Origin of the sequence: Mesorhizobium sp. M0239, from assembly GCF_040321815.1 — a bacterium.
GTDB lineage: Bacteria > Pseudomonadota > Alphaproteobacteria > Rhizobiales > Rhizobiaceae > Mesorhizobium.
Map to the genome: position 1 here is coordinate 70,166 of NZ_JAMYSG010000026.1, position 26,378 is coordinate 96,543.

General features: G+C 62.3%; 25 protein-coding genes and 1 riboswitch. Of the genes, 22 read left to right on the forward strand and 3 right to left on the reverse strand.

From position 1 onward, the window contains the following. Positions 1 to 21: 21 nt before the first annotated feature. Positions 22 to 225, reverse strand: a riboswitch (cobalamin riboswitch). 45 nt (positions 226 to 270) lie between these two features. The 3 genes from NKI99_RS25010 to NKI99_RS25020 are packed head-to-tail and all read right to left on the reverse strand — an operon-like array spanning position 271 to position 2,534. Then, positions 271 to 567: a hypothetical protein gene (locus tag NKI99_RS25010; RefSeq protein ID WP_352612427.1), complete on the reverse strand. Its 297-nt coding sequence runs from the start codon at positions 565 to 567 to the stop codon at positions 271 to 273. Between the two features lie 29 nt (positions 568 to 596). Further along, the gene (locus NKI99_RS25015; RefSeq protein ID WP_352612428.1) at positions 597 to 1,274 is read right to left on the reverse strand and encodes a DUF6348 family protein; all 678 of its coding nucleotides are present in this window, start codon (positions 1,272 to 1,274) and stop codon (positions 597 to 599) included. A gap of 51 nt (positions 1,275 to 1,325) precedes the next feature. Continuing rightward, positions 1,326 to 2,534, reverse strand: a complete 1,209-nt coding sequence (locus NKI99_RS25020; RefSeq protein WP_352612430.1) for a winged helix-turn-helix domain-containing protein — start codon at positions 2,532 to 2,534, stop codon at positions 1,326 to 1,328. A 331-nt stretch (positions 2,535 to 2,865) separates the two neighbouring features. On the opposite strand from NKI99_RS25020, the gene NKI99_RS25025 reads away from it, so the two are divergent. From NKI99_RS25025 to NKI99_RS25130, 22 genes are all read left to right on the forward strand, one after another. After that, on the forward strand, positions 2,866 to 3,231 hold the full coding sequence (locus tag NKI99_RS25025; protein ID WP_010910112.1) for an NADH-quinone oxidoreductase subunit A: 366 nt from the start codon (positions 2,866 to 2,868) through the stop codon (positions 3,229 to 3,231). Next, positions 3,222 to 3,803: a NuoB/complex I 20 kDa subunit family protein gene (locus NKI99_RS25030; RefSeq protein WP_013531090.1), complete on the forward strand. Its 582-nt coding sequence runs from the start codon at positions 3,222 to 3,224 to the stop codon at positions 3,801 to 3,803. The genes NKI99_RS25025 and NKI99_RS25030 overlap by 10 nt, the downstream gene beginning before the upstream one ends. Positions 3,804 to 3,807: 4 nt before the next feature. Further along, on the forward strand, positions 3,808 to 4,410 hold the full coding sequence (locus NKI99_RS25035) for an NADH-quinone oxidoreductase subunit C (protein ID WP_127293230.1): 603 nt from the start codon (positions 3,808 to 3,810) through the stop codon (positions 4,408 to 4,410). Beyond that, a complete protein-coding gene (locus NKI99_RS25040; protein ID WP_352612432.1) occupies positions 4,411 to 5,601 on the forward strand; it encodes an NADH-quinone oxidoreductase subunit D in 1,191 nt (396 codons plus the stop codon). It abuts the gene before it with no gap. Further along, positions 5,602 to 6,882 carry an NADH-quinone oxidoreductase subunit E gene (locus NKI99_RS25045; protein WP_352612434.1) on the forward strand — a complete coding sequence of 427 codons (1,281 nt, stop codon included), beginning with the start codon at positions 5,602 to 5,604 and terminating at the stop codon, positions 6,880 to 6,882. A 10-nt stretch (positions 6,883 to 6,892) separates the two neighbouring features. Then, complete coding sequence (gene nuoF / locus NKI99_RS25050; protein ID WP_023812385.1) at positions 6,893 to 8,197, forward strand: NADH-quinone oxidoreductase subunit NuoF; 1,305 nt, start codon at positions 6,893 to 6,895, stop codon at positions 8,195 to 8,197. 71 nt (positions 8,198 to 8,268) lie between these two features. Then, positions 8,269 to 8,958, forward strand: a complete 690-nt coding sequence (locus NKI99_RS25055; RefSeq protein WP_352612435.1) for a helix-hairpin-helix domain-containing protein — start codon at positions 8,269 to 8,271, stop codon at positions 8,956 to 8,958. Between the two features lie 73 nt (positions 8,959 to 9,031). After that, positions 9,032 to 11,113 (forward strand): NADH-quinone oxidoreductase subunit NuoG, encoded by a 2,082-nt coding sequence (gene nuoG / locus NKI99_RS25060; protein WP_352612437.1) that lies wholly within the window; start codon positions 9,032 to 9,034, stop codon positions 11,111 to 11,113. Positions 11,114 to 11,115: 2 nt separating this feature from the next. Further along, positions 11,116 to 12,159, forward strand: coding sequence for an NADH-quinone oxidoreductase subunit NuoH (gene nuoH / locus NKI99_RS25065; protein ID WP_027034808.1), 1,044 nt, complete (start codon positions 11,116 to 11,118; stop codon positions 12,157 to 12,159). Further along, positions 12,159 to 12,650 (forward strand): NADH-quinone oxidoreductase subunit NuoI, encoded by a 492-nt coding sequence (gene nuoI, locus NKI99_RS25070; protein WP_023812382.1) that lies wholly within the window; start codon positions 12,159 to 12,161, stop codon positions 12,648 to 12,650. The genes nuoH and nuoI overlap by 1 nt, the downstream gene beginning before the upstream one ends. Before the next feature lie 239 nt (positions 12,651 to 12,889). Then, positions 12,890 to 13,510 carry an NADH-quinone oxidoreductase subunit J gene (locus NKI99_RS25075; protein ID WP_023812381.1) on the forward strand — a complete coding sequence of 207 codons (621 nt, stop codon included), beginning with the start codon at positions 12,890 to 12,892 and terminating at the stop codon, positions 13,508 to 13,510. 1 nt (position 13,511) lies between these two features. Then, a complete protein-coding gene (nuoK, locus tag NKI99_RS25080; protein WP_352612438.1) occupies positions 13,512 to 13,820 on the forward strand; it encodes an NADH-quinone oxidoreductase subunit NuoK in 309 nt (102 codons plus the stop codon). Positions 13,821 to 13,830: 10 nt separating this feature from the next. Beyond that, a complete protein-coding gene (gene nuoL / locus NKI99_RS25085; protein WP_352612439.1) occupies positions 13,831 to 15,804 on the forward strand; it encodes an NADH-quinone oxidoreductase subunit L in 1,974 nt (657 codons plus the stop codon). Continuing rightward, positions 15,804 to 17,309 carry an NADH-quinone oxidoreductase subunit M gene (locus NKI99_RS25090; protein ID WP_352612441.1) on the forward strand — a complete coding sequence of 502 codons (1,506 nt, stop codon included), beginning with the start codon at positions 15,804 to 15,806 and terminating at the stop codon, positions 17,307 to 17,309. Before nuoL ends, NKI99_RS25090 begins: the two co-directional genes overlap by 1 nt. 18 nt (positions 17,310 to 17,327) lie before the next feature. Continuing rightward, positions 17,328 to 18,764, forward strand: coding sequence for an NADH-quinone oxidoreductase subunit NuoN (gene nuoN, locus NKI99_RS25095; RefSeq protein ID WP_352612443.1), 1,437 nt, complete (start codon positions 17,328 to 17,330; stop codon positions 18,762 to 18,764). 5 nt (positions 18,765 to 18,769) lie between these two features. Next, positions 18,770 to 19,591: a biotin--[acetyl-CoA-carboxylase] ligase gene (locus tag NKI99_RS25100; protein WP_352612444.1), complete on the forward strand. Its 822-nt coding sequence runs from the start codon at positions 18,770 to 18,772 to the stop codon at positions 19,589 to 19,591. Between the two features lie 118 nt (positions 19,592 to 19,709). Then, positions 19,710 to 21,380: a ribonuclease J gene (locus tag NKI99_RS25105; protein WP_127267199.1), complete on the forward strand. Its 1,671-nt coding sequence runs from the start codon at positions 19,710 to 19,712 to the stop codon at positions 21,378 to 21,380. A gap of 117 nt (positions 21,381 to 21,497) precedes the next feature. After that, entirely contained in the window at positions 21,498 to 21,902 is a 405-nt protein-coding gene (gene mce, locus NKI99_RS25110) for a methylmalonyl-CoA epimerase (protein ID WP_352612446.1), read from the forward strand. Continuing rightward, entirely contained in the window at positions 21,899 to 22,183 is a 285-nt protein-coding gene (locus NKI99_RS25115; RefSeq protein WP_023812375.1) for a DUF1467 family protein, read from the forward strand. Before mce ends, NKI99_RS25115 begins: the two co-directional genes overlap by 4 nt. 654 nt (positions 22,184 to 22,837) lie before the next feature. Further along, positions 22,838 to 24,166, forward strand: coding sequence for a proline--tRNA ligase (gene proS, locus NKI99_RS25120; RefSeq protein WP_128304417.1), 1,329 nt, complete (start codon positions 22,838 to 22,840; stop codon positions 24,164 to 24,166). After that, on the forward strand, positions 24,163 to 25,449 hold the full coding sequence (locus NKI99_RS25125) for a lipoprotein-releasing ABC transporter permease subunit (RefSeq protein WP_127293254.1): 1,287 nt from the start codon (positions 24,163 to 24,165) through the stop codon (positions 25,447 to 25,449). The genes proS and NKI99_RS25125 overlap by 4 nt, the downstream gene beginning before the upstream one ends. Beyond that, positions 25,401 to 26,129: an ABC transporter ATP-binding protein gene (locus NKI99_RS25130; RefSeq protein WP_206535279.1), complete on the forward strand. Its 729-nt coding sequence runs from the start codon at positions 25,401 to 25,403 to the stop codon at positions 26,127 to 26,129. Before NKI99_RS25125 ends, NKI99_RS25130 begins: the two co-directional genes overlap by 49 nt. Positions 26,130 to 26,378 lie beyond the last annotated feature (249 nt).

The following is a 26,378-nucleotide window of genomic DNA, read 5'->3' on the forward strand; positions in this document are numbered from 1 at the left end:
GGAAACCCGCCGGGCGATCGGATTCTAAAGTCGCAGACGGCAGGTCTCCTGGCTCGCGGGTCATCGCCTTGGTAGCCGCCTTCCCGGGAACTCCCCAGTGGCTTTCGGCCTTGGCTCTTCGCTTACAGTTGCGGGGACAGCCGCGGATTTGGGATTTTGCCCCGCACCGCATTCCCTCTTAGCTCTTGCCGTTGCGGGCAAGAGACCATCTGAACCGGATTTAGGCTTTTGCGGGCAGCGGTGTCAACGCAACGCAGGGGCAATCTGAAATCAGGGGCGGGGACGCTTCACTACCACTGACCGCTCTTCGCGAATGCCATCTTCGTTGTTGGGATCAGGAAAAGCTGTAACGAAAGCCGTCAGAAGGATATCTCCATCTTGCCGGTCCAGCCATCCGGCGCTGTCACCCACATCGAAGTAAATGCCATCAACTTTGAAGCCAAATGTGTCTCCAGCAGGTCTAGGGTAGCGTTTTCGGATTGCCTGCGCATGTACGTCCCATGAAAAGGACGAAATCCTATCGAGGCACTCCTGCACCTCTTGGGTCAGCCTGGCTTTGATATCCATTGTTTATCCGCTAGCCTGTGTACGTTGGCTCAATTGTTATCTCCCGGCAACGCAAGGATGACCTGACGCAGCGCCTGGTACCCGTCGCCGTGGTGCCAGTCCTGATCAACGAGGAGCTCTTGACCTTCCGGCCAAGTTTCGTTGTCCAGGAGAATTTCGTTGCCGACCAGTGCTCCGCCATAGCTCGCCAGGAATATCCGGATGAAATGACTGCCAGGGCGAACCTTAGCCGTGAACAGTTTTTCCAAGCGGGCATAAAACGCTGGATATGTCCGGTTGAGAGTGCATTCCACTGCAGCCTGTGTGATCACAGGTCCACCGTAGATCTTCCAGCCAGCATCATTCCGTTGCCAGAATGCAATCTCGGCTTGCATGTTCTCGCAAACATGCTCCGCAAGGCCCTCGATCAGCACATGAAATACACCGATCAGGAATTTTCCGAATGCTTGGAAAATCGCCTGTTCACGCGTGTCGCCCAGTCCAACAAAAGATTCGATGACCGGCTGAGTGCCTAGCAACGGTGAGAAGACGTAGATTTCGAGAACAAGCCTGCGACCCGAGCCTGACGGCTCCTTGTCGAAAACTTGGGCTTCAAAGCGCAGGTCTTCCAGTCCAATCCAGACATCGTTCTGTCCACGGATGGCGCTGATCCCATGCGCAATCAACGCTTCGTGGATCAGGTCGAGAACCTCTTGCGATGCCATCATTGAACCTAGGCCGACAAAACTCCCTCAAACGGCTGCAGCCGACGGCTGATGTCAAGAGCGCCCGTCGCTGATCACGCTCAGCAGCGCCGGACCCAAATCCCCGGCAGGCGTCACTTCGATGCGTTCGAGTCCGAGCCAGCCCTGCATCTGCTTCAATTCCTCGAACAGCTCTGCAGCGGTTTCAGGCGGTGCACCGGGCTCCGCATAGGCCGCATGGACGCGCAGTATGCTGGCCGGACGGTCGGCCTTGAGGTCGACGCGTGCCACGATCCTGTCGCCGAGCAGGAACGGCAGGACATAATAGCCATATTGCCGCTTGTCGGCCGGCGTGTAGATCTCGATGCGGTAGTGGAAATCGAACAGCCGCTCGGTGCGCGACCGCTCGAAGACGACCGGATCGAACGGCGCCAGCAGGGCGCGGGCCTCGACTTTGCGCGGCAGGCGGGCGTCTTTATGAAGATAGGCCGGCTTGTCCCAACCTTCGACACGCACCGGCAGCAGCTCGCCCGTTTCAACCAGTTCCTCCAGCCGGCCCTTCATGTCGGCCGGCGACAGGCGGAAATAGTCGCGCAGGTCGCCTGAAGTCGCCACGCCGTGGGCGCGGGCAGAAATGCGCAGCAATTCGCGGTGCGCGTCCTCGGCTGCCGGTACCGGCAGATCGAGGATCGCCTGCGGCAGCACGCGTTCGGGCAGGTCATAGAAGCGCTCGAAACCGCGGCGGTGCGCCGTGGTGATGCGCCCGGCCCAGAACAGCCATTCGAAGGCGTGCTTGGCATGGCTCCAGCCCCACCAGCCGCCCGAGCCTTTCTGGCCTTCGAGCGCGGAAGCGGCGATCGGGCCGCGCTCGGCGACCTGGCGGTAGATCTCTTCGATGTAGGCGGCGTGCTCGCGGCCCCATTTGGCGAGGCCCAGATACATTTCGTCGCCGCGCTCGGCGCGCTGCATGCGCCAGCGCATCAGCGGGTATGTCTCGACCGGCAGGAAGGAGGCCTCGTGCCCCCAGTATTCGAAAACCGTGCGCTTGCGCGTCACGGCCGCGTTGTCGAGCAGCGAGAACGGGTAGGGGCCAAGGCGCGAATAGAGCGGCATATAATGAGCGCGCACCACCGCGCTGACGGAATCGATCTGCAGCAGGCCGGTGCGGGAGAGGGTGCGGGCAAAATGTCGGCGGTCAGGCGTGCCGGTCGGGCGGGGATCGAGAAACCCCTGGGCGGCAAGCGCGATGCGACGGGCCGTGGGGAGCGAGATCTTTTCCTTCATGCAGGCATCACTTTGAAGTGTTTTGACCGAGGGTCGAATGGCTGATTCCAACCCATGCTAGCAGGGTTTTGGCGGCATCCATGTCAGGAGAGAAAAGTGGAGTAAAAAGCGAAGGAAATCAAACAGGAGCGGATCGGACCAGTTTGCCGCGATATGCCGTCCAGGTCGGTGTTTTGAACAAGGTTTGACTTGCTTCGCTGGAAGTGCTGCGCTAACCCTCGCCGCGTTGCAGCATAGGCCCTTAAAACGGTTCAGCGGTTAAACTGTCACGCTTCCGCATTAGGGTCCGGTGCTGTAATCAAAGTGGATTGGCGCCAACGGAAAGCCGAGCATGAACGCACTCTTGAGCTCATACCTGCCCATCGTCCTGTTCATAGGCGTGGCGCTGGTTGTCGGCCTGGCGTTGCTGGCCGCACCCTTCCTGGTGGCCTATCGCAATCCCGATCCCGAAAAGCTTTCCGCCTACGAGTGCGGTTTCAACTCGTTCGACGACGCGCGCATGAAGTTCGACATCCGTTTCTACCTGGTGTCGATCCTGTTCATCATCTTCGACCTGGAAGTGGCCTTCCTGTTTCCGTGGGCGGTGTCGTTTTCGAAGATCGGCATGCTCGGTTTCTGGTCGATGATGGTGTTTTTGGCGGTGCTGACCATCGGCTTTGCCTATGAATGGAAAAAAGGAGCGCTGGAATGGGATTGAACGACAGTTCAGGCACCCTCGTCGCGCCGAAGCCCAAGGGTATTATCGATCCCAACACCGGCAGGCCGGTGGGGGAGGACGATCCCTTCTTCCTCGAGATCAACAATGAGTTGGCCGACAAGGGCTTTTTGGTCACTTCGACCGAGGCGCTCATCACCTGGGCGCGCAGCGGGTCGCTGATGTTCATGACGTTCGGCCTCGCTTGCTGCGCGGTCGAGATGATCCACACCTCGATGCCACGCTATGATTCGGAGCGGTTCGGCGTCGCGCCGCGTGCGTCCCCGCGCCAGTCCGACATCATGATCGTCGCCGGCACGCTGACCAACAAGATGGCGCCGGCGCTGCGCAAGGTCTACGACCAGATGCCGGAACCGCGCTACGTCATCTCGATGGGCTCCTGCGCCAATGGCGGCGGCTACTACCATTATTCCTATTCGGTGGTGCGCGGCTGCGACCGCATCGTGCCGGTCGACATCTATGTGCCCGGCTGTCCGCCGAGCGCCGAAGCGTTGCTGTACGGCATTCTTCTGCTGCAGAAGAAAATCCGCCGCACCGGCACGATCGAACGGTAAATCCATGACCGCATCCCTGAGCGAACTGTCGACCTATCTCGGCGAGAAGCTGCCTGGCCGCTTCAGTGACGGGGTGCTTGCCTATGGCGAGCTTACCGTTCACGTCGAGCCGCGCGATCTGGTCGAGGTGATGACCTTCCTGCGCGACGATGCGCGCTGCCAGTTCATCTCGATCATCGACGTCTGCGGCGCCGACTATCCGTCGCGGGCCAAGCGCTTCGACGTCGTCTATCATCTGTTGTCGCCGAAGCAGAATGTGCGCATCCGCGTCAAGGTGCAGGCCGACGAGGAAACCATGGTGCCGTCGATCACCGGCGTGTTCCCCGGCGCCGACTGGTTCGAGCGCGAGACCTACGATCTCTACGGCGTGCTGTTTTCGGGCCATCCCGATCTGCGTCGCCTGCTGACCGACTACGGTTTCGAAGGCCATCCGCTACGCAAGGATTTCCCGCTGACCGGATTCGTCGAGGTGCGGTACGACGACGAGGCCAAGCGCGTCATCTATGAGCCGGTCGAGCTCAAGCAGGAATTCCGCAATTTCGATTTTTTGTCCCCGTGGGAAGGTACGGATTACGTGCTGCCGGGTGACGAGAAGGCAAAGCAGTAAATGGCTGAAACCTCGGTCCGCAACTTCAACATCAATTTCGGCCCGCAACACCCTGCGGCGCACGGCGTTTTGCGCCTTGTGCTGGAGCTGGACGGCGAAGTCGTCGATCGCGTCGATCCGCATATCGGGCTCTTGCATCGCGGTACCGAAAAGCTGATCGAAGCCAAAACCTATTTGCAGGCGATCCCTTATCTCGATCGGCTCGACTATTGCGCGCCGATGAACCAAGAGCACGCCTTCGCGCTCGCCGCCGAGCGCCTGCTCGGCATCGAAGTGCCGAAGCGCGGGCAGCTGATCCGCGTGCTCTATTGCGAAATCGGCCGCATCATGTCGCACATCCTCAATGTGACGACGCAGGCTATGGACGTCGGCGCGCTGACGCCGCCGCTGTGGGGCTTCGTCGAGCGCGAAAAGCTGATGGTGTTCTATGAGCGCGCCTCCGGTTCGCGCATGCATGCCGCCTATTTCCGTCCCGGCGGCGTCCATCAGGACCTGCCGCAGAATCTGGTCGAGGACATCGGCAAGTGGATCGACCCGTTCCTGAAGTCGATCGACGACCTCGATCAGTTGCTGACCGGCAACCGCATCTTCAAGCAGCGCAATGTCGATATCGGCATCGTCTCGCTGGCGGATGCCTGGGCCTGGGGTTTTTCGGGCGTGATGGTGCGTGGCTCGGGTGCAGCCTGGGACCTGCGCAAGTCGCAGCCCTATGAATGCTATTCGGAAATGGATTTCGACATTCCGATCGGCAAGAACGGCGACTGTTTCGACCGCTACCTCGTGCGCATGGAAGAAATGCGCCAGTCGGCGAAGATCATGCGCCAGTGCGTCGATCTCCTGCTCGGCAAGGAAAGCGCCGGCCCGGTGTCGAACCTCGACGGCAAGGTGGTGCCGCCCAAGCGCCAGGCGATGAAGCGCTCGATGGAAGCGCTGATCCATCACTTCAAGCTCTACACCGAGGGTTATCGTGTACCCGCCGGCGAGGTCTATGCCGCCGTCGAAGCGCCGAAGGGCGAATTCGGCGTCTATCTGGTTTCCGACGGCTCCAACAAGCCCTACCGCTGCAAGCTGCGCGCGCCGGGTTTCGCGCATCTGCAGGCGATGGATTTCCTCTGCCGCGGCCACATGCTGGCCGACGTCACCGCCGTTCTCGGCTCCCTCGACATCGTGTTTGGTGAGGTCGATCGCTAAATGTCAGTCCGCCGTCTCGCAGAAGCCAGCGCCCAGCCAGCATCCTTCGCCTTCAACCGGGCGAATGCCGCGGCTGCGAAGCAATGGATCAAGAAATATCCGAAGGGCCGTGAGCAGTCGGCCATCATCCCGCTGCTGATGATCGCACAGGAGCAGGAAGGCTGGGTGACGAAGGCGGCGATCGAGACGATCTCCGACATGCTCGGCATGCCGCGTATCCGCGGGCTCGAGGTCGCGACCTTCTACACGCAGTACCAGCTGAATCCGGTCGGCACGCGTGCGCATATCCAGGTCTGCGGCACCACGCCCTGCATGCTGCGCGGTTCGGAAGCGCTGATGGATGTCTGCCGCTCCAGGATCCATCACGACCAGTTCCACGCCAACGACAAAGGCACCTTGTCCTGGGAAGAGGTCGAATGCCTTGGCGCCTGCGTCAACGCGCCGATGGTCATGATCTTCAAGGACACGTTCGAGGATCTGACGCCGGAACGCCTGGCTGAAATCATCGATCTCTATGACGCCGGCAAGGGTGCTTCGGTGGAACCGGGGCCGCAGAACGGCCGTACCGGCTCGGAGCCGGCCTCCGGCCTCACCACGCTGAAGAGCGAAAAGGCGATCCTCAAGTCGACCCGTGAAAGGGAAGCCAGGGAAGCGGCCAGGGCCGCCAGGGCGGCGCCCGACGCGATCATCGCAGGGCCCGTGCCGGCACCGGCTGCGGCCCCTGTCGCGCCGTCCAACACCAGCAAGCCGAAGACCGACGCCCCTGAAACCAGCCCGGCATTGAAGACGCCTTCAAAAACCAAGGTCGCGCCGACGGTTGAAAAGGCGGCGAGCGTTGCCGCCCCACTGCATTCGGCCGCCAATGCCAACAAGGCAGACTCCAAGGTCGAGCAGGTTTCCAAGCAGCGCAACGGTCCAATAACCAAGGCCGAGCCGGCATCCGCCTTCAAGGCGCCGGAGGTCAAGGTACCGGCAGCCAAGCCGGCCAAACCGTCGCTCGAGGACAAGAACCGTCCGGCCGGCATCGATAAACCGGTACAGGTCGATGACCTAAAGCTGATCTCCGGCGTCGGCCCCAAGATCGAGGGCATCCTGCATACGCTGGGCATTTTTACCTTCGCGCAGGTCGCGTCGTGGAAGAAGGCCGAACGCGAGTGGGTGGATGGCTATCTCTCTTTCCAGGGCCGCATCGATCGCGACGACTGGGTCAAGCAGGCCAAGGTGCTCGCCAAGGGTGGCGTGGCCGAATACATCCGCGTCTTCGGCAAGAAGCCGGTCTGAGGGACGAAAAATGCTCGGGGATAAAGACCGCATCTTCACCAATATCTACGGCCTGTTCGACAAGTCGCTGGCCGGCGCGATGGCACGCGGCGCCTGGGACAACACGCCCGGCATCGTTGCCAAGGGGCGCGAGTGGATCGTCAACGAGATGAAGGCGTCGGGCCTGCGCGGTCGCGGCGGCGCAGGCTTCCCGACCGGGCTCAAATGGTCGTTCATGCCCAAGCAGAGCGACGGCCGGCCGAGCTATCTCGTCATCAACGCCGACGAATCCGAGCCCGGCACCTGCAAGGACCGCGACATCCTGCGCAACGACCCGCACACGCTGGTCGAGGGCGCGCTGCTTGCCGGTTTCGCCATGGGCGCGATTGCCGCCTACATCTATGTGCGCGGTGAGTTCATCCGCGAGCGCGAGGCGCTGCAGCGCGCGATCGAGGAGGCCTACGAGGCCAAGCTGATCGGCAAGAACAACACGTCCGGCTACGATTTCGACATCTACATGCACCACGGCGCCGGCGCCTATATCTGTGGCGAGGAGACAGCGCTCCTCGAAAGCCTCGAAGGCAAGAAGGGCCAGCCCCGGCTGAAGCCGCCATTCCCTGCCAATGTCGGCCTCTATGGCTGCCCGACCACGGTCAACAATGTCGAATCGATCGCGGTTGCGCCGACCATCCTGCGCCGCGGTGCGGCCTGGTTCTCGTCCTTCGGCCGGCCCAACAATGTCGGCACCAAGCTGTTTTGCATCTCCGGCCACGTCAACAATCCGTGCACGGTCGAGGAGGCGATGTCGATCCCGTTCCGCGAGCTCATCGAGACGCATTGCGGCGGCATTCGCGGCGGCTGGGACAATCTTTTGGCGGTCATACCGGGTGGCGCCTCGGTGCCGCTGGTGCCGGCCGAGCAGATCATCGACGCGCCGATGGATTTCGACGCCTTGCGCGACCTCAAATCCGGCCTTGGAACCGCGGCTGTCATCGTCATGGACAAGTCGACCGATGTCGTGAAAGCGATTGCGCGGCTTTCCTACTTCTACAAGCACGAGAGCTGCGGCCAGTGCACGCCATGCCGCGAAGGCACCGGCTGGATGTGGCGGGTGATGGAACGGCTGGTGCGCGGCGAGGCGCAGAAGCGCGAGATCGATATGCTGCTCGACGTCACCAAGCAGATCGAGGGCCACACGATCTGCGCGCTGGGCGACGCGGCGGCATGGCCGATCCAGGGCCTGATGCGGCATTTCCGCGGCGAAGTGGAGCGGCGCATCGACGAGTTTTCGCGCAATGCGCACCGGGCGGAGCCTGTGATGGTGGCGGCGGAATAGAATAACGTTTTATGCGGATGAAAGTCCGCAGCGAAGGGCGGGGCGAACGAAGAAACGACCAGGAGAACTCTATGGCGCCGTATTCGAACCCGCTGATGCCCAATTTGGACCAGATCGAGAAGATGAACCAGGACTTGACCAGGATGATGCCGAAGGAGATGGCCAGCGCCGTCAACCTTTTCGTGCATCCTGTGGCGGGTGCGGCGGCGATGTCGGCGCTTGGCCTCGGGCTCGCCAACCATGCTTTCGGCGTCTGGCTGGGTGCGCTTTCAGGTGCCGCAGAAGCCTGGCAGCGGCTGCTGCAGCCGATCGTCGATGATTTCGAGGCGCGCGTCGCGCAGTTCGAAGATCCAAGTCCTTCCTCCACCAAGGCACGGGCGACGGCGAAAAGCATGATTGCCGAGGCGCAGTCCTTCGCCCGGGAGGTCACCGATATTGCCGCCAAGGAAGCCGCCACTGCCGTGCCGGCCGCGAATGCCGCTCCGGCTGCGGGCGGCGCCGGCGATGCGCTGATGCCCGAGGATTTCAGGCAGCCCAACGCCATGGAGAAGCCGGCCAAACCGGCGGATCTCAAGGCCATCTCGGGCATCGGGCCGAAGCTGGAAAAGGTTCTCAACGGCCTCGGCATCTGGACGTATGCCCAGATCGCGGCATGGACGCCGCAAGAGGTTGCCTGGGTCGAGGACTATCTGTCGCTCGGCGGCCGGATCGGCCGCGACGATTGGACAGCCCAAGCGGCGGCGCTCGCCGTCAAGAAGTGAATGAAGTGCCCGACGTGGTCTCGACCGCGTCCGGAAAAAGAGATTGCGGGAACTCCGCAGGGGTTTGAGGCGAATGGCAAAGCTCAAGGTCGACGGGAAAGAGATCACTGTACCCGACCACTACACGCTGCTGCAGGCGGCTGAAGACGCTGGCGCGGAAGTGCCGCGCTTCTGCTTCCATGAGCGGCTGTCGATCGCCGGCAATTGCCGCATGTGCCTGATCGAGGTGAAGGGCGGGCCGCCCAAGCCCCAGGCCTCCTGCGCCATGAACGTGCGCGATCTGCGTCCCGGGCCGAATGGCGAGGCGCCGGAAATCTTCACCAACACGCCGATGGTCAAGAAGGCCAGGGAAGGCGTGATGGAGTTCCTGCTGATCAACCATCCGCTGGATTGCCCGATCTGCGATCAGGGCGGCGAATGCGACCTGCAGGACCAGGCGATGGCCTTCGGCGTCGATTCCTCGCGCTATCACGAGAACAAGCGCGCGGTCGAAGACAAATACATCGGACCGCTGGTCAAGACGGTGATGAATCGCTGCATCCACTGCACGCGCTGCGTCCGCTTCACCACCGAAGTCGCCGGCATTTCCGAACTGGGCCTGATCGGCCGTGGCGAGGATGCAGAGATCACCACCTATCTCGAACAGGCGATGACCTCGGAGCTGCAGGGCAATGTCATCGACCTTTGCCCGGTCGGCGCGCTGACCTCGAAGCCATTCGCCTTCCAGGCGCGACCGTGGGAGCTGACCAAGACCGAATCCATCGACGTGATGGATGCGGTCGGCTCGGCGATTCGCGTCGATAGCCGGGGCCGCGAAGTGATGCGGATCCTGCCGCGCGTCAACGAGGCGGTGAACGAGGAGTGGATCTCCGACAAGACCCGCTTCATCTGGGACGGCCTGCGCACGCAGCGTCTCGACCGCCCCTATGTGCGCAAGGACGGCAGGCTGGTTGCCGCCAGCTGGGCCGAGGCCTTCGCCGCGATCAAGGACGCGGTGTCGAAGACGGCGCCCGAAAAGATCGGCGCTATCGCGGGCGATCTCGCCGCCGTCGAGGAAACCTATGCGCTCAAGCTGCTGATGGCTTCGCTCGGCTCGAAGAATACGGATTGCCGCCAGGATGGCGCCGCACTCGACCCGGCGCTCGGCCGTGCGAGCTACATCTTCAACCCGACCATCGAAGGCATCGAGCAGGCCGATGCGGTGCTGATCATCGGCGCCAACCCGCGCTATGAAGCCTCGGTGCTCAACGCCCGTATCCGCAAGCGCTGGCGGACCGGCAATCTGCCGGTTGGCGTCATCGGCGATGTCGGCGACACACGCTACGACTACGAACAGCTGGGCGCCGGACCGGATTCGCTGAAGGATTTGGCTGACGGCAATGGCAAGTTCTTCCAGGTGCTGAAGAAGGCGACGCATCCGCTGATCATCGTCGGCCAGGGCGCGCTGGCGCGCGCCGATGGCGCGGCCGTGCTCGGTCAGGCGGCCAAGCTCGCCGCCGCCGTCAACGCTGCCCGCGCGGATTGGAACGGCTTTGCCGTGCTGCACAATGCGGCCGGGCGCGTCGGCGGTCTCGATCTCGGCTTCGTGCCGGGCGAGGGCGGCAGAAACGTTGCCGGCATGCTGGGCGAAATGGAGCTGCTGTTCCTGCTCGGCGCCGACGAGATCGACATGGCCAAGACCGGCGGCGCCTTCGTCGTCTATATCGGCACGCATGGCGATCAGGGCGCGCACCGCGCCAATGTCATCCTGCCGGCGGCCGCCTACACGGAAAAGTCGGCCACCTATGTCAACACCGAAGGGCGTGTGCAGCAGACCAACCGCGCCGGCTTCGCGCCGGGCGAGGCGCGCGAGGACTGGGCGATCCTGCGGGCACTGTCGGATGTGCTGGGCAAGAAACTGCCGTTCGATTCGCTGCCGCAACTGCGCGCCAAGCTCTATGGCGAATACCCGCATCTGGCCCGTATCGACCAGGTCGCGGCCGGCAATGCCGAGGACATCGCTGGGGTGGCGAAGCTCGGCGGGCGGCTGAACAAGGGCACCTTTACGTCGCCGGTGACGGATTTCTACCTGACCAACCCGATCGCGCGGGCATCGGCCGTGATGGCGGAATGCTCGGCACTGGCCAAGAGCGGCTTCAAGCAGGCGGCGGAATAAGCATGGACACTTTCTTCTCCTTCTACGTGCTGCCGGCGCTGATCATTCTGCTGAAATCGGTCGTGCTGATCGTTATCCTGCTGATTTTCGTCGCCTATATCCTCTATGCCGACCGCAAGATCTGGGCGGCGGTGCAACTGCGCCGTGGCCCGAACGTCGTCGGCCCCTGGGGCACGCTGCAAGCCTTCGCCGATCTGCTGAAATTCGTCTTCAAGGAGCCGGTCATCCCGTCCGGCGCCAACAAGGGCGTGTTCCTGCTGGCGCCGCTGGTCTCGGCCGTGCTGGCGATCTCGGCCTGGGCGGTCATCCCGGTCAATCAGGGCTGGGCGATCGCCAACGTCAATGTCGGCATCCTCTACGTCTTCGCCATCTCCTCGCTCGAAGTCTATGGCGTGATCATGGGCGGCTGGGCGTCAAACTCGAAATATCCGTTCCTCGGCGCGCTGCGTTCGGCGGCTCAGATGGTGTCCTACGAAGTCTCGATCGGCTTCGTCATCGTCACTGTTCTGCTCACCGCTGGCTCGCTCAATCTGACCGATATCGTGCTGTCGCAGCATGATGGAATTGGTACGCGGCTTGGCCTGCCCAATACGTTCCTTGACTGGAACTGGCTGGCTCTGTTTCCGATGTTCATCATTTTCTTCATCTCGGCGCTGGCCGAGACGAACCGGCCGCCTTTCGATCTGGTGGAAGCCGAATCGGAACTGGTCGCCGGCCACATGGTCGAATATTCGTCGACGCCGTTCCTTTTGTTCTTCCTCGGCGAGTATGTCGCCATCGTGCTGATGTGCGCGCTGGCCACCATCCTGTTCCTCGGTGGCTGGCTGCCGCCCTTCGACTTCGCGCCGTTCACCTGGGTGCCGGGCGTCATCTGGTTCGTGCTGAAAGTCTGCTTCGTGTTCTTCGGCATCTCCATGGTGAAGGCGTTCGTGCCGCGCTACCGCTACGACCAATTGATGCGGCTTGGCTGGAAAGTGTTCCTGCCGATCTCGCTGTTCATGGTGGTCGCCACCGCGGCCTTCCTCAAGATCACGGGGTTTGCGTGATGTCCGCTCTTTCCCAAGCCGCCAAATCGCTGCTGCTGCAGGATTTCGTCAGCGCTTTCTTCCTGTCGATGCGCCAGTTCTTCGCGCCGAAAGAGACGATCAATTATCCGCACGAGAAGGGGCCGACCAGTCCGCGCTTCCGCGGCGAGCATGCGCTGCGCCGCTATCCCAATGGCGAGGAACGCTGCATCGCCTGCAAATTGTGCGAGGCGATCTGCCCGGCGCAGGCCATCACCATCGAGGCCGGCCCGCGCCGCAATGACGGCACGCGCCGCACGGTTCGCTACGACATCGACATGGTGAAGTGCATCTATTGCGGCTTCTGCCAGGAAGCCTGCCCGGTCGACGCCATCGTCGAGGGGCCGAATTTCGAATTCGCGACGGAGACGCGCGAGGAACTCTACTACGACAAGGACAAGCTGTTGGCGAATGGCGACCGGTGGGAGCGCGAACTGGCGCGCAACATCTCGCTGGACTCGCCCTACCGCTGATATTTGACGCATGGGCGGGGCAGGGGCCTCGTCCAGAGGATGATCCCGAAAAGTTGCGGACTTTTCGGACCAGATCATGCTCCGGAATACAGAGTGGCCCATGTTTCTTTCGATCGGGCCTTTCAACCCGATCGGAACATGGGCTAGGACAACGCGGCTTTGGAACCGGAGGCGGAACCAGGCCAGAGACAACAAACAGGACGAGCGTCCTGTTCGTACAGGAACCCGGGGGATCCCCAATGTTGAGTGGACTAGAGGCGGCCTTTTTCTACCTCTTCGCCTTTGTCGCGGTGGCGTCGGCGTTCATGGTCATTTCGTCGCGCAACCCCGTGCATTCGGTGCTGTTCCTGATCCTGACCTTTTTCAACGCCGCCGGCCTGTTCATGCTGACCGGGGCCGAGTTCCTGGCGATGATCCTGCTCGTCGTCTATGTCGGCGCGGTGATGGTGCTGTTTCTGTTCGTCGTCATGATGCTCGACGTCGATTTCGCCGAGATGAAGGAAGGCGCCCTGCAATATGCGCCGATCGGCGCGCTGGTCGGGCTGATCCTGGCGGCGGAGCTGATCGTCGTTCTCGGCGGCTATACGTTCGCGCCGCAGCTCGCTTCGACGGTCTCCAAGCCCATTCCGGATCTCGCCACGCGGACCAACACCGCCGCGCTCGGCGACATCCTGTATACCGACTACCTCTACTACTTCCAGATTTCGGGCCTCATCCTGCTGGTCGCCATGATTGGCGCCATCGTGCTGACGCTGCGCCATAAGCCAGGCGTCAAGCGGCAGTCGATCGCGGCCCAGGTCGGCCGCACGCCGGCGACCGGCATGGAAATCCGCAAGGTCAAGACAGGCGAGGGACTCTGAGATGGTTGTCGGCATCGCACATTATCTGACCGTATCGGCTGTTCTGTTCACGCTCGGCGTGTTCGGCATCTTCCTGAACCGCAAGAACGTCATCGTCATCCTGATGTCGGTCGAACTGATCCTGCTCGCGGTCAACATCAATTTCGTCGCCTTTTCGGCGGCGCTGGGCGATCTGGTCGGCCAGGTGTTCGCGCTGTTCGTGCTGACGGTCGCGGCGGCCGAGGCCGCCATCGGACTTGCCCTTCTCGTCGTCTTCTTCCGCAACCGCGGCTCGATCGCGGTCGAAGACGTGAACATGATGAAGGGTTGACGGAACCACCATGTATCAGGCCATCGTCTTCCTTCCCCTGCTCGGCTTCCTGATCGTCGGCCTGTTCGGTACGTCGCTCGGCGCCAAGGCGTCCGAATACATCACCTCCGGTTTCCTGGTGATCGCGGCCGTGCTGTCGTGGGTCGCTTTCTTCACCATCGGTTTCGGCCATGGCGAGGTGTTCACCGTGCCGGTGCTGCGCTGGATACAGTCGGGTGGGCTGGAAGCGTCCTGGGCGCTCCGGATCGACACGCTGACGGTGGTCATGCTGGTGGTGGTCAACACCGTCTCGGCGCTGGTCCACATCTATTCGATCGGCTACATGCACCACGATCCGAACCGGCCGCGCTTCTTCGCCTATCTGTCGCTGTTCACCTTCGCCATGCTGATGCTGGTGACGGCGGACAACCTCGTGCAGATGTTCTTTGGCTGGGAAGGCGTGGGGCTGGCGTCCTACCTGCTGATCGGCTTCTGGTACAAGAAGCCGTCGGCCAATGCCGCGGCAATCAAGGCCTTTGTCGTCAACCGCGTCGGCGATTTCGGCTTCGCACTCGGCATCTTCGGCGTGTTCGTGCTGTTCGGCTCGGTCAATCTGGGCACCATCTTCGCCAATGCGGCAACGTTCATTCCGGCCGAAGGCGCCCCGCACGGCGCCGCGGTGCTGACCTTCCTCGGCTATGCGCTGGACAAGCAGGCGGCCATGACGATCGTCTGCCTGCTCTTGTTCATGGGCGCCATGGGCAAGTCGGCGCAGGTGCCGCTGCACACCTGGCTGCCGGATGCCATGGAAGGCCCGACGCCGGTTTCCGCACTGATCCATGCCGCCACCATGGTGACGGCCGGCGTGTTCATGCTGGCGCGGCTGTCGCCGCTGTTCGAACTCTCGCATTCGGCGCTGACTGTCGTGACCTTCATCGGTGCCTTCACGGCCTTCTTCGCGGCCACCGTCGGTCTCGTCCAGAACGACATCAAGCGCGTCATCGCCTACTCGACCTGCTCGCAGCTCGGCTACATGTTCGTGGCACTCGGCGTCGGCGCCTATGGCGCGGCGATCTTCCATCTGTTCACGCATGCCTTCTTCAAGGCGCTGCTGTTCCTCGGCTCGGGCTCGGTCATCCATGCCGTGTCCGACGAGCAGGACATGCGCAAGATGGGCGGCCTCAGGAAACTGATTCCGACCACCTACTGGATGATGGTGATCGGCACGCTGGCGCTGACCGGCGTCGGCATTCCGGTGACGGTCATCGGTACCGCCGGCTTCTTCTCCAAGGACGCCATCATAGAAAGCGCCTTTGCCGGCCATAATTCGGTTGCCGGCATGGCCTTCGTGGCTCTGGTCGTCGCCGCCTGCTTCACCTCCTTCTACTCCTGGCGGCTGATCTTCATGACCTTCCACGGCAAGCCGCGGGCGAGCCATGAGGTGATGCACCATGTCCATGAATCGCCGCCTGTGATGCTGGTGCCGCTGTTCATCCTGGCCGCTGGCGCACTGTTTGCCGGCGTCATCTTCCACGGCGCCTTCATCGGCGAGGGCTATGCCGAGTTCTGGAAGGCATCGCTGTTCACGCTGCCTGACAACCACATCCTGCACGACATCCACGAATTGCCGCTGTGGGTCGAACTGTCGCCCTTCATCGCCATGCTGATCGGCTTCGCGCTGGCCTGGAAATTCTACATCCGCTCGCCGGAAATGCCGGTCAACCTCGCCGCGCAGCATCGCGGGCTGTACGCCTTCCTGCTCAACAAGTGGTATTTCGACGAGCTCTACGACTTCCTGTTCGTGCGGCCCGCCAAGCGCCTCGGCCATTTCCTGTGGAAGACCGGCGACGGCACCATCATCGACGGCCTCGGCCCGGATGGCATTTCGGCGCGCGTCGTCGATGTCACCGACCGCGTCGTCAAGCTGCAGACCGGCTATCTCTACCACTATGCCTTCGCCATGCTGATCGGCGTTGCCGCACTCGTCACCTGGATGATGCTCTGATGACCGCCTGGCCAATTCTCTCGCTGGTCACCTTCCTGCCGCTGGTTGGTGTGCTGCTTATCCTGTTCATCAATGACGACAGCGAAAATGCACGCCGCAACATCCGCGCCATCGCGCTGTTGACGACGACGTTCACGTTCATCATCTCGCTGTTCATCTGGACCGGATTCGACAATTCGCAGTCCGGCTTCCAGTTCGTCGAGAAGGTCGCCTGGCTCGACTCCGGCATTTCCTACCATATGGGCGTCGACGGCATCTCGATGCTGTTCGTCATCCTGACGACGTTCCTGATGCCGCTGTGCATCCTGGCGTCGTGGGAATCGATCGAGAAGCGGGTCAAGGCCTACATGATTGCCTTCCTGCTGCTCGAAACGCTGATGATCGGCGTGTTCTGCGCGCTGGACATCGTGCTGTTCTACGTCTTCTTCGAAGCCGGCCTGATCCCGATGTTCATCATCATCGGCGTCTGGGGCGGCAAGCGGCGCGTCTACGCCTCGTTCAAGTTCTTCCTCTACACGCTCGCCGGCTCGGTGCTGATGCTGCTCGCCATCATGGCGATGTTCTTCCAGTCCGGCACAACCGACATCCCGACGCTGCTGACTCACAACTTCCCGGCCAACATGCAGACCTGGCTATGGCTTGCCTTCTTCGCCTCCTTCGCGGTGAAGATGCCAATGTGGCCGGTGCACACCTGGCTGCCCGACGCGCACGTCGAGGCGCCGACGGCGGGCTCCGTCATCCTGGCCGGCATCCTGTTGAAGATGGGCGGGTACGGCTTCCTGCGCTTCTCCTTGCCGATGTTCCCGCTGGCGTCGGAAATGTTCGCGCCGCTGGTCTTTGCGCTGTCCGTCGTCGCCATCATCTACACCTCGCTGGTGGCGCTGATGCAGGAAGACATGAAGAAGCTGATCGCCTATTCGTCGGTTGCTCATATGGGCTTCGTCACCATGGGCATCTTCGCCATGAACCAGGAAGGCGTGCAGGGCGCGATCTTCCAGATGCTCAGCCACGGCCTCGTCTCCGGCGCGCTGTTCCTGTGCGTCGGCGTCATCTACGACCGCATGCACACACGTGAGATCGCCGCCTATGGCGGCCTGGTCAACAACATGCCGAAATACGCCACGGTGTTCCTGATCTTCACCATGGCCAATGTCGGCCTGCCCGGTACCAGCGGCTTCGTCGGCGAGTTCCTGACCATGCTGGGCGTGTTCCGGGTCAACACCTGGGTGGCGTTCTTCGCCGCCACCGGCGTCATCCTGTCGGCCGCCTACGCGCTCTGGCTCTACCGCCGGGTGATCTTCGGTGCGCTGACCAAGGACAGCCTGAAGGGCCTGCTCGATCTGTCGCTGCGCGAGAAGGTGATCATCTACCCGCTGGTCGTTCTGGTCATCTTCTTCGGCGTCTATCCCGCCCCGGTCTTCGACGCGACGGCCGAATCGGTCAAGTCGCTCGTCACCAATGTCACTGCATCCATCGGCGCCGCGCAGACCGCGGCGGTGAACTGACCAGAGGTTTTGCGAACCATGACGCCGGACCTTCTCTCCAGCCTGTCGCTCTCGACGCCAGAGCTGATCCTTGCCGTCGGCGCGCTGGCGCTGCTGATGGTCGGAGCCTATTCGCGCGCCAACACGGCCAACACGGTAACCGGCCTTGCGGTTGCCGTGCTGGCGATCGCGGGCGCCTGGCTGATCTTCCGAACCGGGCAGGGCAGCGCTTACGGCAATGCCTTCATCCAGGATTCCTTCGCCCGCTTCATGAAGGTGCTGGCGCTGGTCGGCTCGGCGGTGACGCTGGTGATGTCGATGCGCTTTGCCAAAGCTGAACGCTTCGACAAGTTCGAATATCCGGTGCTGATCCTGCTCTGCACGCTCGGCATGATGCTGATGATCTCGGCCAACAGCATGATCGGCCTCTATCTCGGGCTCGAGCTGCAGTCGCTGGCGATCTATGTGCTGTGCGCGATCAATCGCGACAATCTGCGCTCGACCGAAGCAGGCCTCAAATATTTCGTCCTCGGCGCGCTGTCGTCGGGCATGCTGCTCTATGGCATCAGCCTGGTCTACGGCTACACCGGCAACACCGGCTTCCAGGAGATCGCTTCTGCGCTCGGCAGCGGCGAGCGCCAGCTCGGTCTCGTTTTCGGCCTCGTCTTCGTGCTGGCGGGCCTTGCCTTCAAGATCTCGGCGGTGCCGTTCCACATGTGGACGCCAGATGTCTATGAGGGCGCGCCGACACCGGTGACGGCCTTTTTGGCGGCAGCACCGAAGATGGCGGCGATGGCGCTGATGGTGCGCGTCACCATGGGTGCGTTCAAGCCGATCGCCTCCGACTGGCAGCAGATCATCGTCTTCATCTCGATCGCCTCGATGGCGCTTGGTGCTTTCGCCGCCATCGGCCAGACCAACATCAAGCGGCTGATGGCCTATTCCTCGATCGGCCATATGGGCTATGCGCTGGTCGGCCTTGCCGCCAACAGCCAGGCTGGCGTGCGCGGCGTTGCCATCTACATGCTGATCTATCTGGTGATGACGCTCGGCACCTTCGCCTTCATCCTCGCCATGCGGCGCAAGGAAGGCAATGTCGAGCAGATCAGCGAGCTGGCCGGCCTGTCGTCGACCAATCCGATCATGGCGACGATCCTGACCATCCTGATGTTCTCGCTGGCCGGCATCCCGCCGCTCGCCGGCTTCTGGGGGAAATGGTACGTCTTCCTCGCCGCCATCAACGCCAATCTCTATGCGCTGGCGATCATCGGCGTGCTGGCCTCGGTGGTGGGCGCCTATTACTATTTGCGCATCATCAAGATCATGTGGTTCGACGAACCGGTCGGCGGTTTCGTGCCGATGGCGACGGAATTGCGTGTCGTGCTCGGCGTCTCCGGCGCCTTCGTGCTGTTCTACGTGCTGATCGGCGGGCCGATCGGCACCTATGCCGAAGCCGCCGCCAAGACGTTTTTCTAGTCGGCATGGCATTTCGGCTGGCTCCAACCTCGGCGTCGGATGGGTTCCGGCTCGAGGCGCATGAGAGCGTCGGCTCCACCAATGCGCTGGCACTGGACCACGCAAGGGCAGGCGACCCCGGCAAATTGTGGGTCGTTTCCAAGAAACAGGAAAGCGGGCGTGGCCGGCGCGGCCGCGTCTGGGCAACCCCCGAAGGCAACCTCGCGGCGACGCTGCTCGTCATCACCAAGGCAGAGCTTCGCCTTGCCGCGACGCTGGGCTTCGTCGCCGGGCTGGCGCTGGCCGATGCTCTCGATGCCGTGGTGCCGAAGGGCCGGATAGCCATCGGCCTCGACGGTGGCAGCGGAGGGAAAAACCGTTTCGAACTGAAATGGCCGAACGACGTGCTTGCCTCCGGCGCCAAGCTGGCCGGCATCCTGCTGGAATCGGCAATCCTGGAAGGCGGCCGTTTCGCGGTGGCGGTCGGAATCGGCGTCAATGTGGTGGCATACCCCGAGGATTTGCCCTATCCCGCAACATCACTCAGCGCGCTGGGCGCGGCATGCGATGCGGAAACACTGTTCCTGGCGCTGTCGGATGCCTGGAGCGAGAATGCCCGGTTGTGGGATGAGGGGCGCGGACTTGCCGCCGTCAGGCGTCGGTGGCTTGATCGTGCTGCGGGGCTCGGCGGCGAGGTTGCTGTCAGAATTGACGGTAATGTGGTGCGTGGGGTGTTCGAGACCATTGACGAGGACTGCCGTTTCGTGATCCGCGACGATGAAGGTTCGGTTCGGACGATCGCCGCCGGCGATGTGCATTTCGGCGCGGTCGCTTCGGCCAGGGCATAGGGCCGTTTATGCACGGTTCTAACTGTTTGTTTTTGCGCAACTCCGGTGGGAAAACCGTTACACACTTTTCCCGGAATTGCTTTTTGGGCTTGGCCTGAGGGCCAGGAAGGGAAAAATCATGGCGAAAGCGGAAACCGCCGAACTCGTCTTCGTGCCGCTCGGCGGCGTCGGCGAGATCGGCATGAACTTCGCTCTTTACGGCTACGGGCCGCCCAATGCGCGCGAATGGATCGTCATCGATGTCGGAGTGACCTTCCCGGATGCCAGCCTGCCGGGCGTCGACCTGGTGCTGCCCGACACGCGCTTCATCGAGGAGAACCTCGCCAATCTGCGCGGCATCATCATCACGCATGCGCATGAAGACCATTACGGCGCGCTGCTCGACACATGGCCGAAGCTGAAGGCGCCGGTCTGGATGACGCCGTTCAGCGCCGGCCTGCTGGAAGCCAAGCGGCAAGGCGAGCAGGGCGCGCCGAAAATACCGGTCACGATCTATCGGGCGGGCGAGAAATTCACCGTCGGCCCGTTCGAGATCGAAGCCATTCCGGTCGCGCACTCGATTCCCGAGCCGATGTCGCTGGCGATTACCTCGCCGGCCGGCACCGTCATCCATACCGGTGACTGGAAGATCGATCCGGAGCCGACGATTGGGCCGAAGACCGACGAGGCGCGTTTCCGGGCCTATGGCGACAAGGGCGTTCTGGCGCTGATCTGCGATTCGACCAATGCGCTGCGCGAAGGTGAGTCGCCTTCGGAAGTGGCTGTGGGCGAGGGCCTCAAAGGCGTCATCCAGGCTGCCAAGGGCCGTGTCGCCGTCACCACATTCTCCTCCAATGTCGGACGCATCGTCTCGATCGCCAAAGCGGCGCGCGATGCCGGACGCCAGTGTCTGGTGCTTGGCCGTTCGCTGAAGCGGGTCATCGATGTGGCCGGCGAACTCGGCTACATGGACGGTCTGCCGGAGTTCATCGCCGAGGAGGATTTTGGTTTCATCCCGCGCGAAAACCTGGTCATCATCTGCACCGGCAGCCAGGGCGAGCCGCTGGCCGCACTGGCCAAGCTGTCGCGCGAAGAGATGAAGTCGGTGTCACTGACGGCAGGCGACACGGTGGTGTTTTCCTCGCGTACCATTCCCGGCAACGAGAAGGCGATCCTCGAGATCAAGAACCGTCTCATCGACCTCGGCGTCAAGATCATAGAGGACGGCGATGCACTGGTGCATGTCTCCGGCCATCCGCGGCGCAGCGAATTGCGCAAGATGTATGAATGGGTGCGCCCGCAGATCGGCGTTCCCGTGCATGGCGAGGCGGCACATCTGGTGGCGCAGGGCTCGCTGATGTCGACATCGGGCATCGGCCAGGTGGCGCAGGTGCGCGACGGCGACATGCTCAGGCTTGCTCCCGGCCCAGCCACCATCATGGATCAGGTGCCGTTCGGCCGTATCTACAAGGATGGCAGACTGATCGGCACCGATCAGGCGATGGGCATCCGTGACCGGCGCAAGCTGTCCTTTGCCGGCCACGTGGCGGTCAATGTCGTGTTGGACGACAAATATGAGCTTGCCGGCGACCCCGACCTGGTCGCCATCGGCGTCGCCGAGGCCGATGGCCGTGGCGAGTCGCTGGAAGACTTGATGATCGATGCGGCAATCGGCGCGGTGGACTCGATCCCCCGTCAGCGCCGAAAAGACCTCGACCTGGTGCAAGAAGCAGTGCGGCGCGCCGTGCGCGGCGCCGCCAACGAAGCCTGGGGCAAGAAGCCGCTGGTGACTGTATTCGTCACAAGGTGACGAAAGGGAGTAGGGGAGTAGGGGAGTAGGGGAGTAGGGGAATAGGAAGAGCAAGCAGCTGATATATCTGTCTTCCCCTACTCCCTTATTCCCCTACTCCCTTACCTGGGAGTGCCAATGCTCGGACGACTGAACCATGTCGCGCTTGCCGTGCCGGATCTGGCTGCTGCCGTCGCTGCCTATCGCAACACGCTCGGCGCGGAAGTGACGGCGCCGCAGGCGCTGCCGGAGCATGGGGTGACGGTGGTGTTCGTCAATGTCGGCAACACCAAGATCGAACTTCTGGAGCCCTTGGGCGAGGGGTCGCCGATCGCCGCCTTCCTGGAGAAGAATCCTTCCGGCGGCATGCACCATCTTTGCTACGAGGTCGATGACATCCTGGCCGCGCGCGATCAGCTCAAGGCCGCCGGCGCCCGCGTGCTGGGCGACGGCAATCCGAAGATCGGCGCGAACGGCAAGCCGGTGCTGTTCCTGCATCCGAAGGATTTTTTCGGAACGCTGATCGAACTGGAGCAATCATGAGCTGGGTTTCGTTCACCGCCCTGTTTTTCGCGACCTGGTGGGTGGTGCTGTTCGCCGTGCTGCCGTTCAGCGTGAGGACGCAGGACGACGATCGTGACGTGACGCTCGGCACGGTTCCGAGCGCGCCGCGTGGGCCTCACATGCTGCGCGCCGTGATCCGCACCACCATCGCCACCGCGATCCTGATGGGCATTTTCTATGGCCTGACGCATGGGCTGGGATACAGCCTCAACGACATCCCGCACATCGTGCCGGAATTCAGCCAAACCCCAGCCAAATAGCCGGTCCCGGCCCAAGAAGATTTGTTCGGCAAAGACGTTTTCATCCGTCGGAACAGCTTGGTTCCAGACAGGAATGCTGTGTCGTTTTGCGGCCGGACGAGCGCTGACGCTAGGTAAGGTGGTTTGGCAACGCATTGCGCTAAGCAGATGATTGCACAAAAAAAATGCAAGGCACGAGGCCTTGCAATTTAAACGCGTCCGATCTGTTTCCGGTTTCCGGCGGCAGCGAGTAACCGCGCCTAGATCGCATCCTCCCAAGACTTTGACCGCGTAGGAGAGCAGATTTTTTTCTACCCTCTCGGTTATCGAGGTACATTAGCCTAAGGCGAATGACAATGTCACGAAGAATTTTGCCTTGAAACGGGCATTCTCGTGCTGCACTGCACAATAGTGTGGCAGGCGTTGCTTGGCGAACGATCATCAAGACGCGCGCGGTGACCGGGAGGCCTTGCGGCGCCGTGGGTCTTCTGGGCGGGCGAAGGACGGTGCGACGCTTCTGATCCCGGCTATCCCGTGCTTTTTGAAAATCGATTGCCGCTTTTCGGGCCGAAGCGTCCGGGTTCCCATTCCGCCTTGAAATGGCTATGAAGCCGGGTCAAGCAAGCCAAAGTCGCGCCGATTCTGACGCGACCCTCCTCACTCACGGACCAGTCCATGCGTTTGTCGCGCTATTTCCTGCCTATCCTCAAAGAAAATCCGCGCGAGGCCGAGATCGTCTCGCACCGGCTGATGCTGCGCGCCGGCATGATCCGCCAGCAGGGGCAGGGCAGTTTCTCGTGGCTGCCACTCGGCAAGCGAGTGCTGGACAAGGTCTGCCGCATTATTCGCGAGGAGCAGAATCGCGCCGGTGCGCTGGAAATCCTGATGCCGACCATCCAGTCGGCCGATCTGTGGCGCGAAAGCGGCCGCTATGACGACTACGGCAAGGAGATGCTGCGCATCAAGGACCGGCAGGACCGCGACATGCTCTACGGCCCGACCAATGAGGAAGTGGTCACCGAGATCGTCCGCGCCTATGTGAAGTCCTACAAGGACCTGCCGCTCAATCTCTACCACATCCAGTGGAAGTTCCGCGACGAAGTGCGGCCGCGCTTCGGCGTCATGCGTTCGCGCGAGTTCCTGATGAAGGACGCCTATTCTTTCGACCTCGACTTCGAGGGCGCCAGGGCGGCCTACAACAGGATGTTCGTGTCCTATCTCCGGACTTTTACGCGCATGGGGCTGCAGGCAATACCGATGCGGGCCGACACCGGGCCGATCGGCGGCGATCTCAGCCATGAATTCATCATCCTGGCCGACACCGGCGAGAGCCAGGTCTATTGCCACCGCGACTATCTTTCGCTCGATGTGCCCGGAGAGAAGACCAACTTCGCCAATGCCGCCGAGATCGGCGATATCGTCAAGACTTGGACGACACCCTACGCGGCCACCGACGAGATGCATGACGAGGCGGCGTGGGAGAAGATCGGCGAGAGCGACAAGGTTTCGGCGCGCGGCATCGAGGTCGGCCACATCTTCCATTTCGGCGATAAATATTCGAAACCCATGGGCGCCAAGGTGACCGGGCCAGACGGCAAGGATCATTTCGTCTCCGGAGGCTCCTATGGCATCGGTCCGTCGCGGCTGGTCGCTGCGATCATCGAAGCCAGCCATGACGACAACGGCATCATCTGGCCGGAGGCGGTGGCGCCGTTCGACATCGGGCTGATCAACATGAAAGCGGGCGACGCCGAGTGCGACCGCGTCTGCGACGAGCTGCATGCCGCTTTCGTCGCCGCCGGCAAGGACGTGCTCTATGACGACACCGACCAGAGGCCCGGCGGCAAGTTCGCCACCGCCGACCTGATCGGCCTGCCCTGGCAAGTGATCGTCGGCCCGCGCGGTGTCGCCGCCGGCGAGATCGAGATCAAGAATCGCAAGACCGGCGAGCGCGAGACGCTGCCGATCGCAGACGTGAAAAAGCGCTTCGGTGTCGCCGCATGAGCGAGGCGGTGGCGGCAAGACCGGTCGGCGCCGGACCCTTTTCCATCTTCGAGCGCATGGTTGCCTGGCGCTATCTGCGTTCGCGGCGCAAGGAGACGGTGATCTCGGTGATCGCCTCGATCTCTTTCCTCGGCATCATGCTGGGCGTCGCCACGCTGATCGTGGTCATGGCGGTGATGAACGGTTTCAGGGCGGAGCTTTTGACGCGCATCCTCGGCGTCAACGGTCACCTGATCGTGCAGCCGCTCGATTCGCCGCTGGAGGACTATGCGCAGGTCGCCAGCCGCATCAACGGTGTAGCAGGCGTCAAATATGCCATCCCGCTGATCGATGGCCAGGTGCTTGCGCAAGGCAATGTCGGCGGCGGAACCGGAGCGCTGGTGCGCGGCATACGCGGCGAGGATCTGAGCAAGATCGCCATCGTTGCCAGCAACATCAAGCAGGGTTCGATCGCCGATTTCGACTCTGGCGAGGGGGTTGCCATCGGCAAGCGCATGGCCGAGAATCTCGGCCTGACGCTTGGCGATACCATCACCTTGATTTCGCCCGACGGCGACGTGACGCCGATCGGCACCACGCCGCGCATGAAGGGCTACAAGATCGCGGCGATCTTCGAAGTCGGCATGTCCGAATATGACACCTCCATCGTCTACATGCCGTTTTCCGAAGCGCAGCTCTATTTCAACATGGATGGGCGGGCGCAGACGATCGAGATCTATGTCGACAATCCAGACGATGTCGATGCGCTGAAACCGAAGGTGGAGGCGGCGGCGCAGCGGCCGATCGACATGGTCGACTGGCGCCAGCGCAACGAGACCTTCTTCTCCGCCCTGCAGGTCGAGCGCAACGTCATGTTCATGATCCTGACGCTGATCGTGCTGGTGGCGGCGCTGAACATCATCTCCGGCCTGATCATGCTGGTGAAGGACAAGGGCCACGACATCGCCATCCTGCGCACCATGGGGGCTTCGCGCGGCGCCATCCTGCGCATCTTCCTGATGACGGGTGCGGCGATCGGCGTGACCGGCACGCTTGCCGGTGTGCTGCTCGGCGTGCTGATCTGCACCAACATCGAATCCATCCGCCAGTTCTTCTCATGGATGACCGGCAAGGTGCTGTTCAATCCTGAACTCTATTTCCTCAGCCAGTTGCCGGCGAAGATGGATCCACGCGAGACCACCTATGTCGTCCTGATGGCGCTCGGCCTGTCCTTCCTGGCAACGGTGTTTCCGGCATGGCGCGCCGCGCGTCTCGATCCGGTCGAAGCCTTGAGGTACGAGTAGTGGCCGAGGTCATTATCGAGCTGAAGAGCGTCGAGCGGCACTATGTCCAGGGGCCGCGCAAGCTCACCATCCTGAACGGCGCCGATTTCTCGCTGAAGCGCGGTGAGATGGTGGCGCTGGTGGCGCCGTCGGGCACCGGCAAGTCGACGCTGCTGCACACTGCCGGCCTGCTGGAGCGTCCCGACGCCGGTGACGTCATCCTGGCCGGCCGTGCCTGCGGGCGGCTTTCCGACGACGAGCGCACGGCGATCCGCCGCAACGATGTCGGCTTCGTCTACCAGTTCCATCACCTGCTGCCGGAATTCTCGGCGCTGGAAAACATCATGATGCCGCAGCTCATCAAAGGGCTGAGCCGCAAGGACGCGGCCGAGCGCGCGGCGCAGCTGCTCGATTACATGCAGATCGGCAAGCGCGCGTCGCACCGGCCGTCCGAACTCTCCGGCGGCGAGCAGCAGCGCGTCGCCATTGCCCGCGCGGTTGCCAATGCGCCGCTGGTGCTGCTGGCGGACGAGCCGACCGGCAATCTCGACCCGGTCACCGCGTCTTATGTGTTCGAGGCACTGGCGGCGCTGGTCAAGCAGTCGGGCCTTGCGGCGCTGATCGCCACCCACAATCACGAACTGGCATCTCGCATGGACCGGCGCGTTACGCTAGCCGACGGCAAAGTGGTGCCGCTTTAGTCTCCGATGTCGTCATCCTAGGGCGGAGCTCCGCGGAGCGGAGCGTAGACCCTAGGATCCATGCCGTTACTTTCGAGACAAATGCAGGGGTCGAGGATATGCGACCTTTATCAGAGCGATAATTCTGCACCGTAGCATCGCCCCTAGGTCACGGCATGGATCCTAGGGTCTGTGCGCGTCGCTCCGCCCCTTGCTCCGCCCTAGGATGACGAAGCAATGGGTGTATTGCCTAATCGCAAAGGCTGCGAT

Coding starts and splice junctions, on each gene's coding strand:
- NKI99_RS25090 (WP_352612441.1), top strand. CDS start 15,804: ATGACCGCCTGGCCAATTCTCTCGCTGGTCACCTTCCTGCCGCTGGTT.
- NKI99_RS25025 (WP_010910112.1), top strand. CDS start 2,866: ATGAACGCACTCTTGAGCTCATACCTGCCCATCGTCCTGTTCATAGGC.
- NKI99_RS25115 (WP_023812375.1), top strand. CDS start 21,899: ATGAGCTGGGTTTCGTTCACCGCCCTGTTTTTCGCGACCTGGTGGGTG.
- nuoK (WP_352612438.1), top strand. CDS start 13,512: ATGGTTGTCGGCATCGCACATTATCTGACCGTATCGGCTGTTCTGTTC.
- NKI99_RS25055 (WP_352612435.1), top strand. CDS start 8,269: ATGGCGCCGTATTCGAACCCGCTGATGCCCAATTTGGACCAGATCGAG.
- NKI99_RS25100 (WP_352612444.1), top strand. CDS start 18,770: ATGGCATTTCGGCTGGCTCCAACCTCGGCGTCGGATGGGTTCCGGCTC.
- nuoL (WP_352612439.1), top strand. CDS start 13,831: ATGTATCAGGCCATCGTCTTCCTTCCCCTGCTCGGCTTCCTGATCGTC.
- NKI99_RS25015 (WP_352612428.1), bottom strand. CDS start 1,274: ATGATGGCATCGCAAGAGGTTCTCGACCTGATCCACGAAGCGTTGATT.
- mce (WP_352612446.1), top strand. CDS start 21,498: ATGCTCGGACGACTGAACCATGTCGCGCTTGCCGTGCCGGATCTGGCT.
- NKI99_RS25020 (WP_352612430.1), bottom strand. CDS start 2,534: ATGAAGGAAAAGATCTCGCTCCCCACGGCCCGTCGCATCGCGCTTGCC.
- proS (WP_128304417.1), top strand. CDS start 22,838: ATGCGTTTGTCGCGCTATTTCCTGCCTATCCTCAAAGAAAATCCGCGC.
- nuoF (WP_023812385.1), top strand. CDS start 6,893: ATGCTCGGGGATAAAGACCGCATCTTCACCAATATCTACGGCCTGTTC.
- nuoG (WP_352612437.1), top strand. CDS start 9,032: ATGGCAAAGCTCAAGGTCGACGGGAAAGAGATCACTGTACCCGACCAC.
- NKI99_RS25030 (WP_013531090.1), top strand. CDS start 3,222: ATGGGATTGAACGACAGTTCAGGCACCCTCGTCGCGCCGAAGCCCAAG.
- NKI99_RS25130 (WP_206535279.1), top strand. CDS start 25,401: ATGGCGCGCCGCGCGTCTCGATCCGGTCGAAGCCTTGAGGTACGAGTA.
- NKI99_RS25075 (WP_023812381.1), top strand. CDS start 12,890: ATGTTGAGTGGACTAGAGGCGGCCTTTTTCTACCTCTTCGCCTTTGTC.
- nuoH (WP_027034808.1), top strand. CDS start 11,116: ATGGACACTTTCTTCTCCTTCTACGTGCTGCCGGCGCTGATCATTCTG.
- nuoI (WP_023812382.1), top strand. CDS start 12,159: ATGTCCGCTCTTTCCCAAGCCGCCAAATCGCTGCTGCTGCAGGATTTC.
- NKI99_RS25010 (WP_352612427.1), bottom strand. CDS start 567: ATGGATATCAAAGCCAGGCTGACCCAAGAGGTGCAGGAGTGCCTCGAT.
- NKI99_RS25040 (WP_352612432.1), top strand. CDS start 4,411: ATGGCTGAAACCTCGGTCCGCAACTTCAACATCAATTTCGGCCCGCAA.
- NKI99_RS25105 (WP_127267199.1), top strand. CDS start 19,710: ATGGCGAAAGCGGAAACCGCCGAACTCGTCTTCGTGCCGCTCGGCGGC.
- NKI99_RS25035 (WP_127293230.1), top strand. CDS start 3,808: ATGACCGCATCCCTGAGCGAACTGTCGACCTATCTCGGCGAGAAGCTG.
- NKI99_RS25045 (WP_352612434.1), top strand. CDS start 5,602: ATGTCAGTCCGCCGTCTCGCAGAAGCCAGCGCCCAGCCAGCATCCTTC.
- NKI99_RS25125 (WP_127293254.1), top strand. CDS start 24,163: ATGAGCGAGGCGGTGGCGGCAAGACCGGTCGGCGCCGGACCCTTTTCC.
- nuoN (WP_352612443.1), top strand. CDS start 17,328: ATGACGCCGGACCTTCTCTCCAGCCTGTCGCTCTCGACGCCAGAGCTG.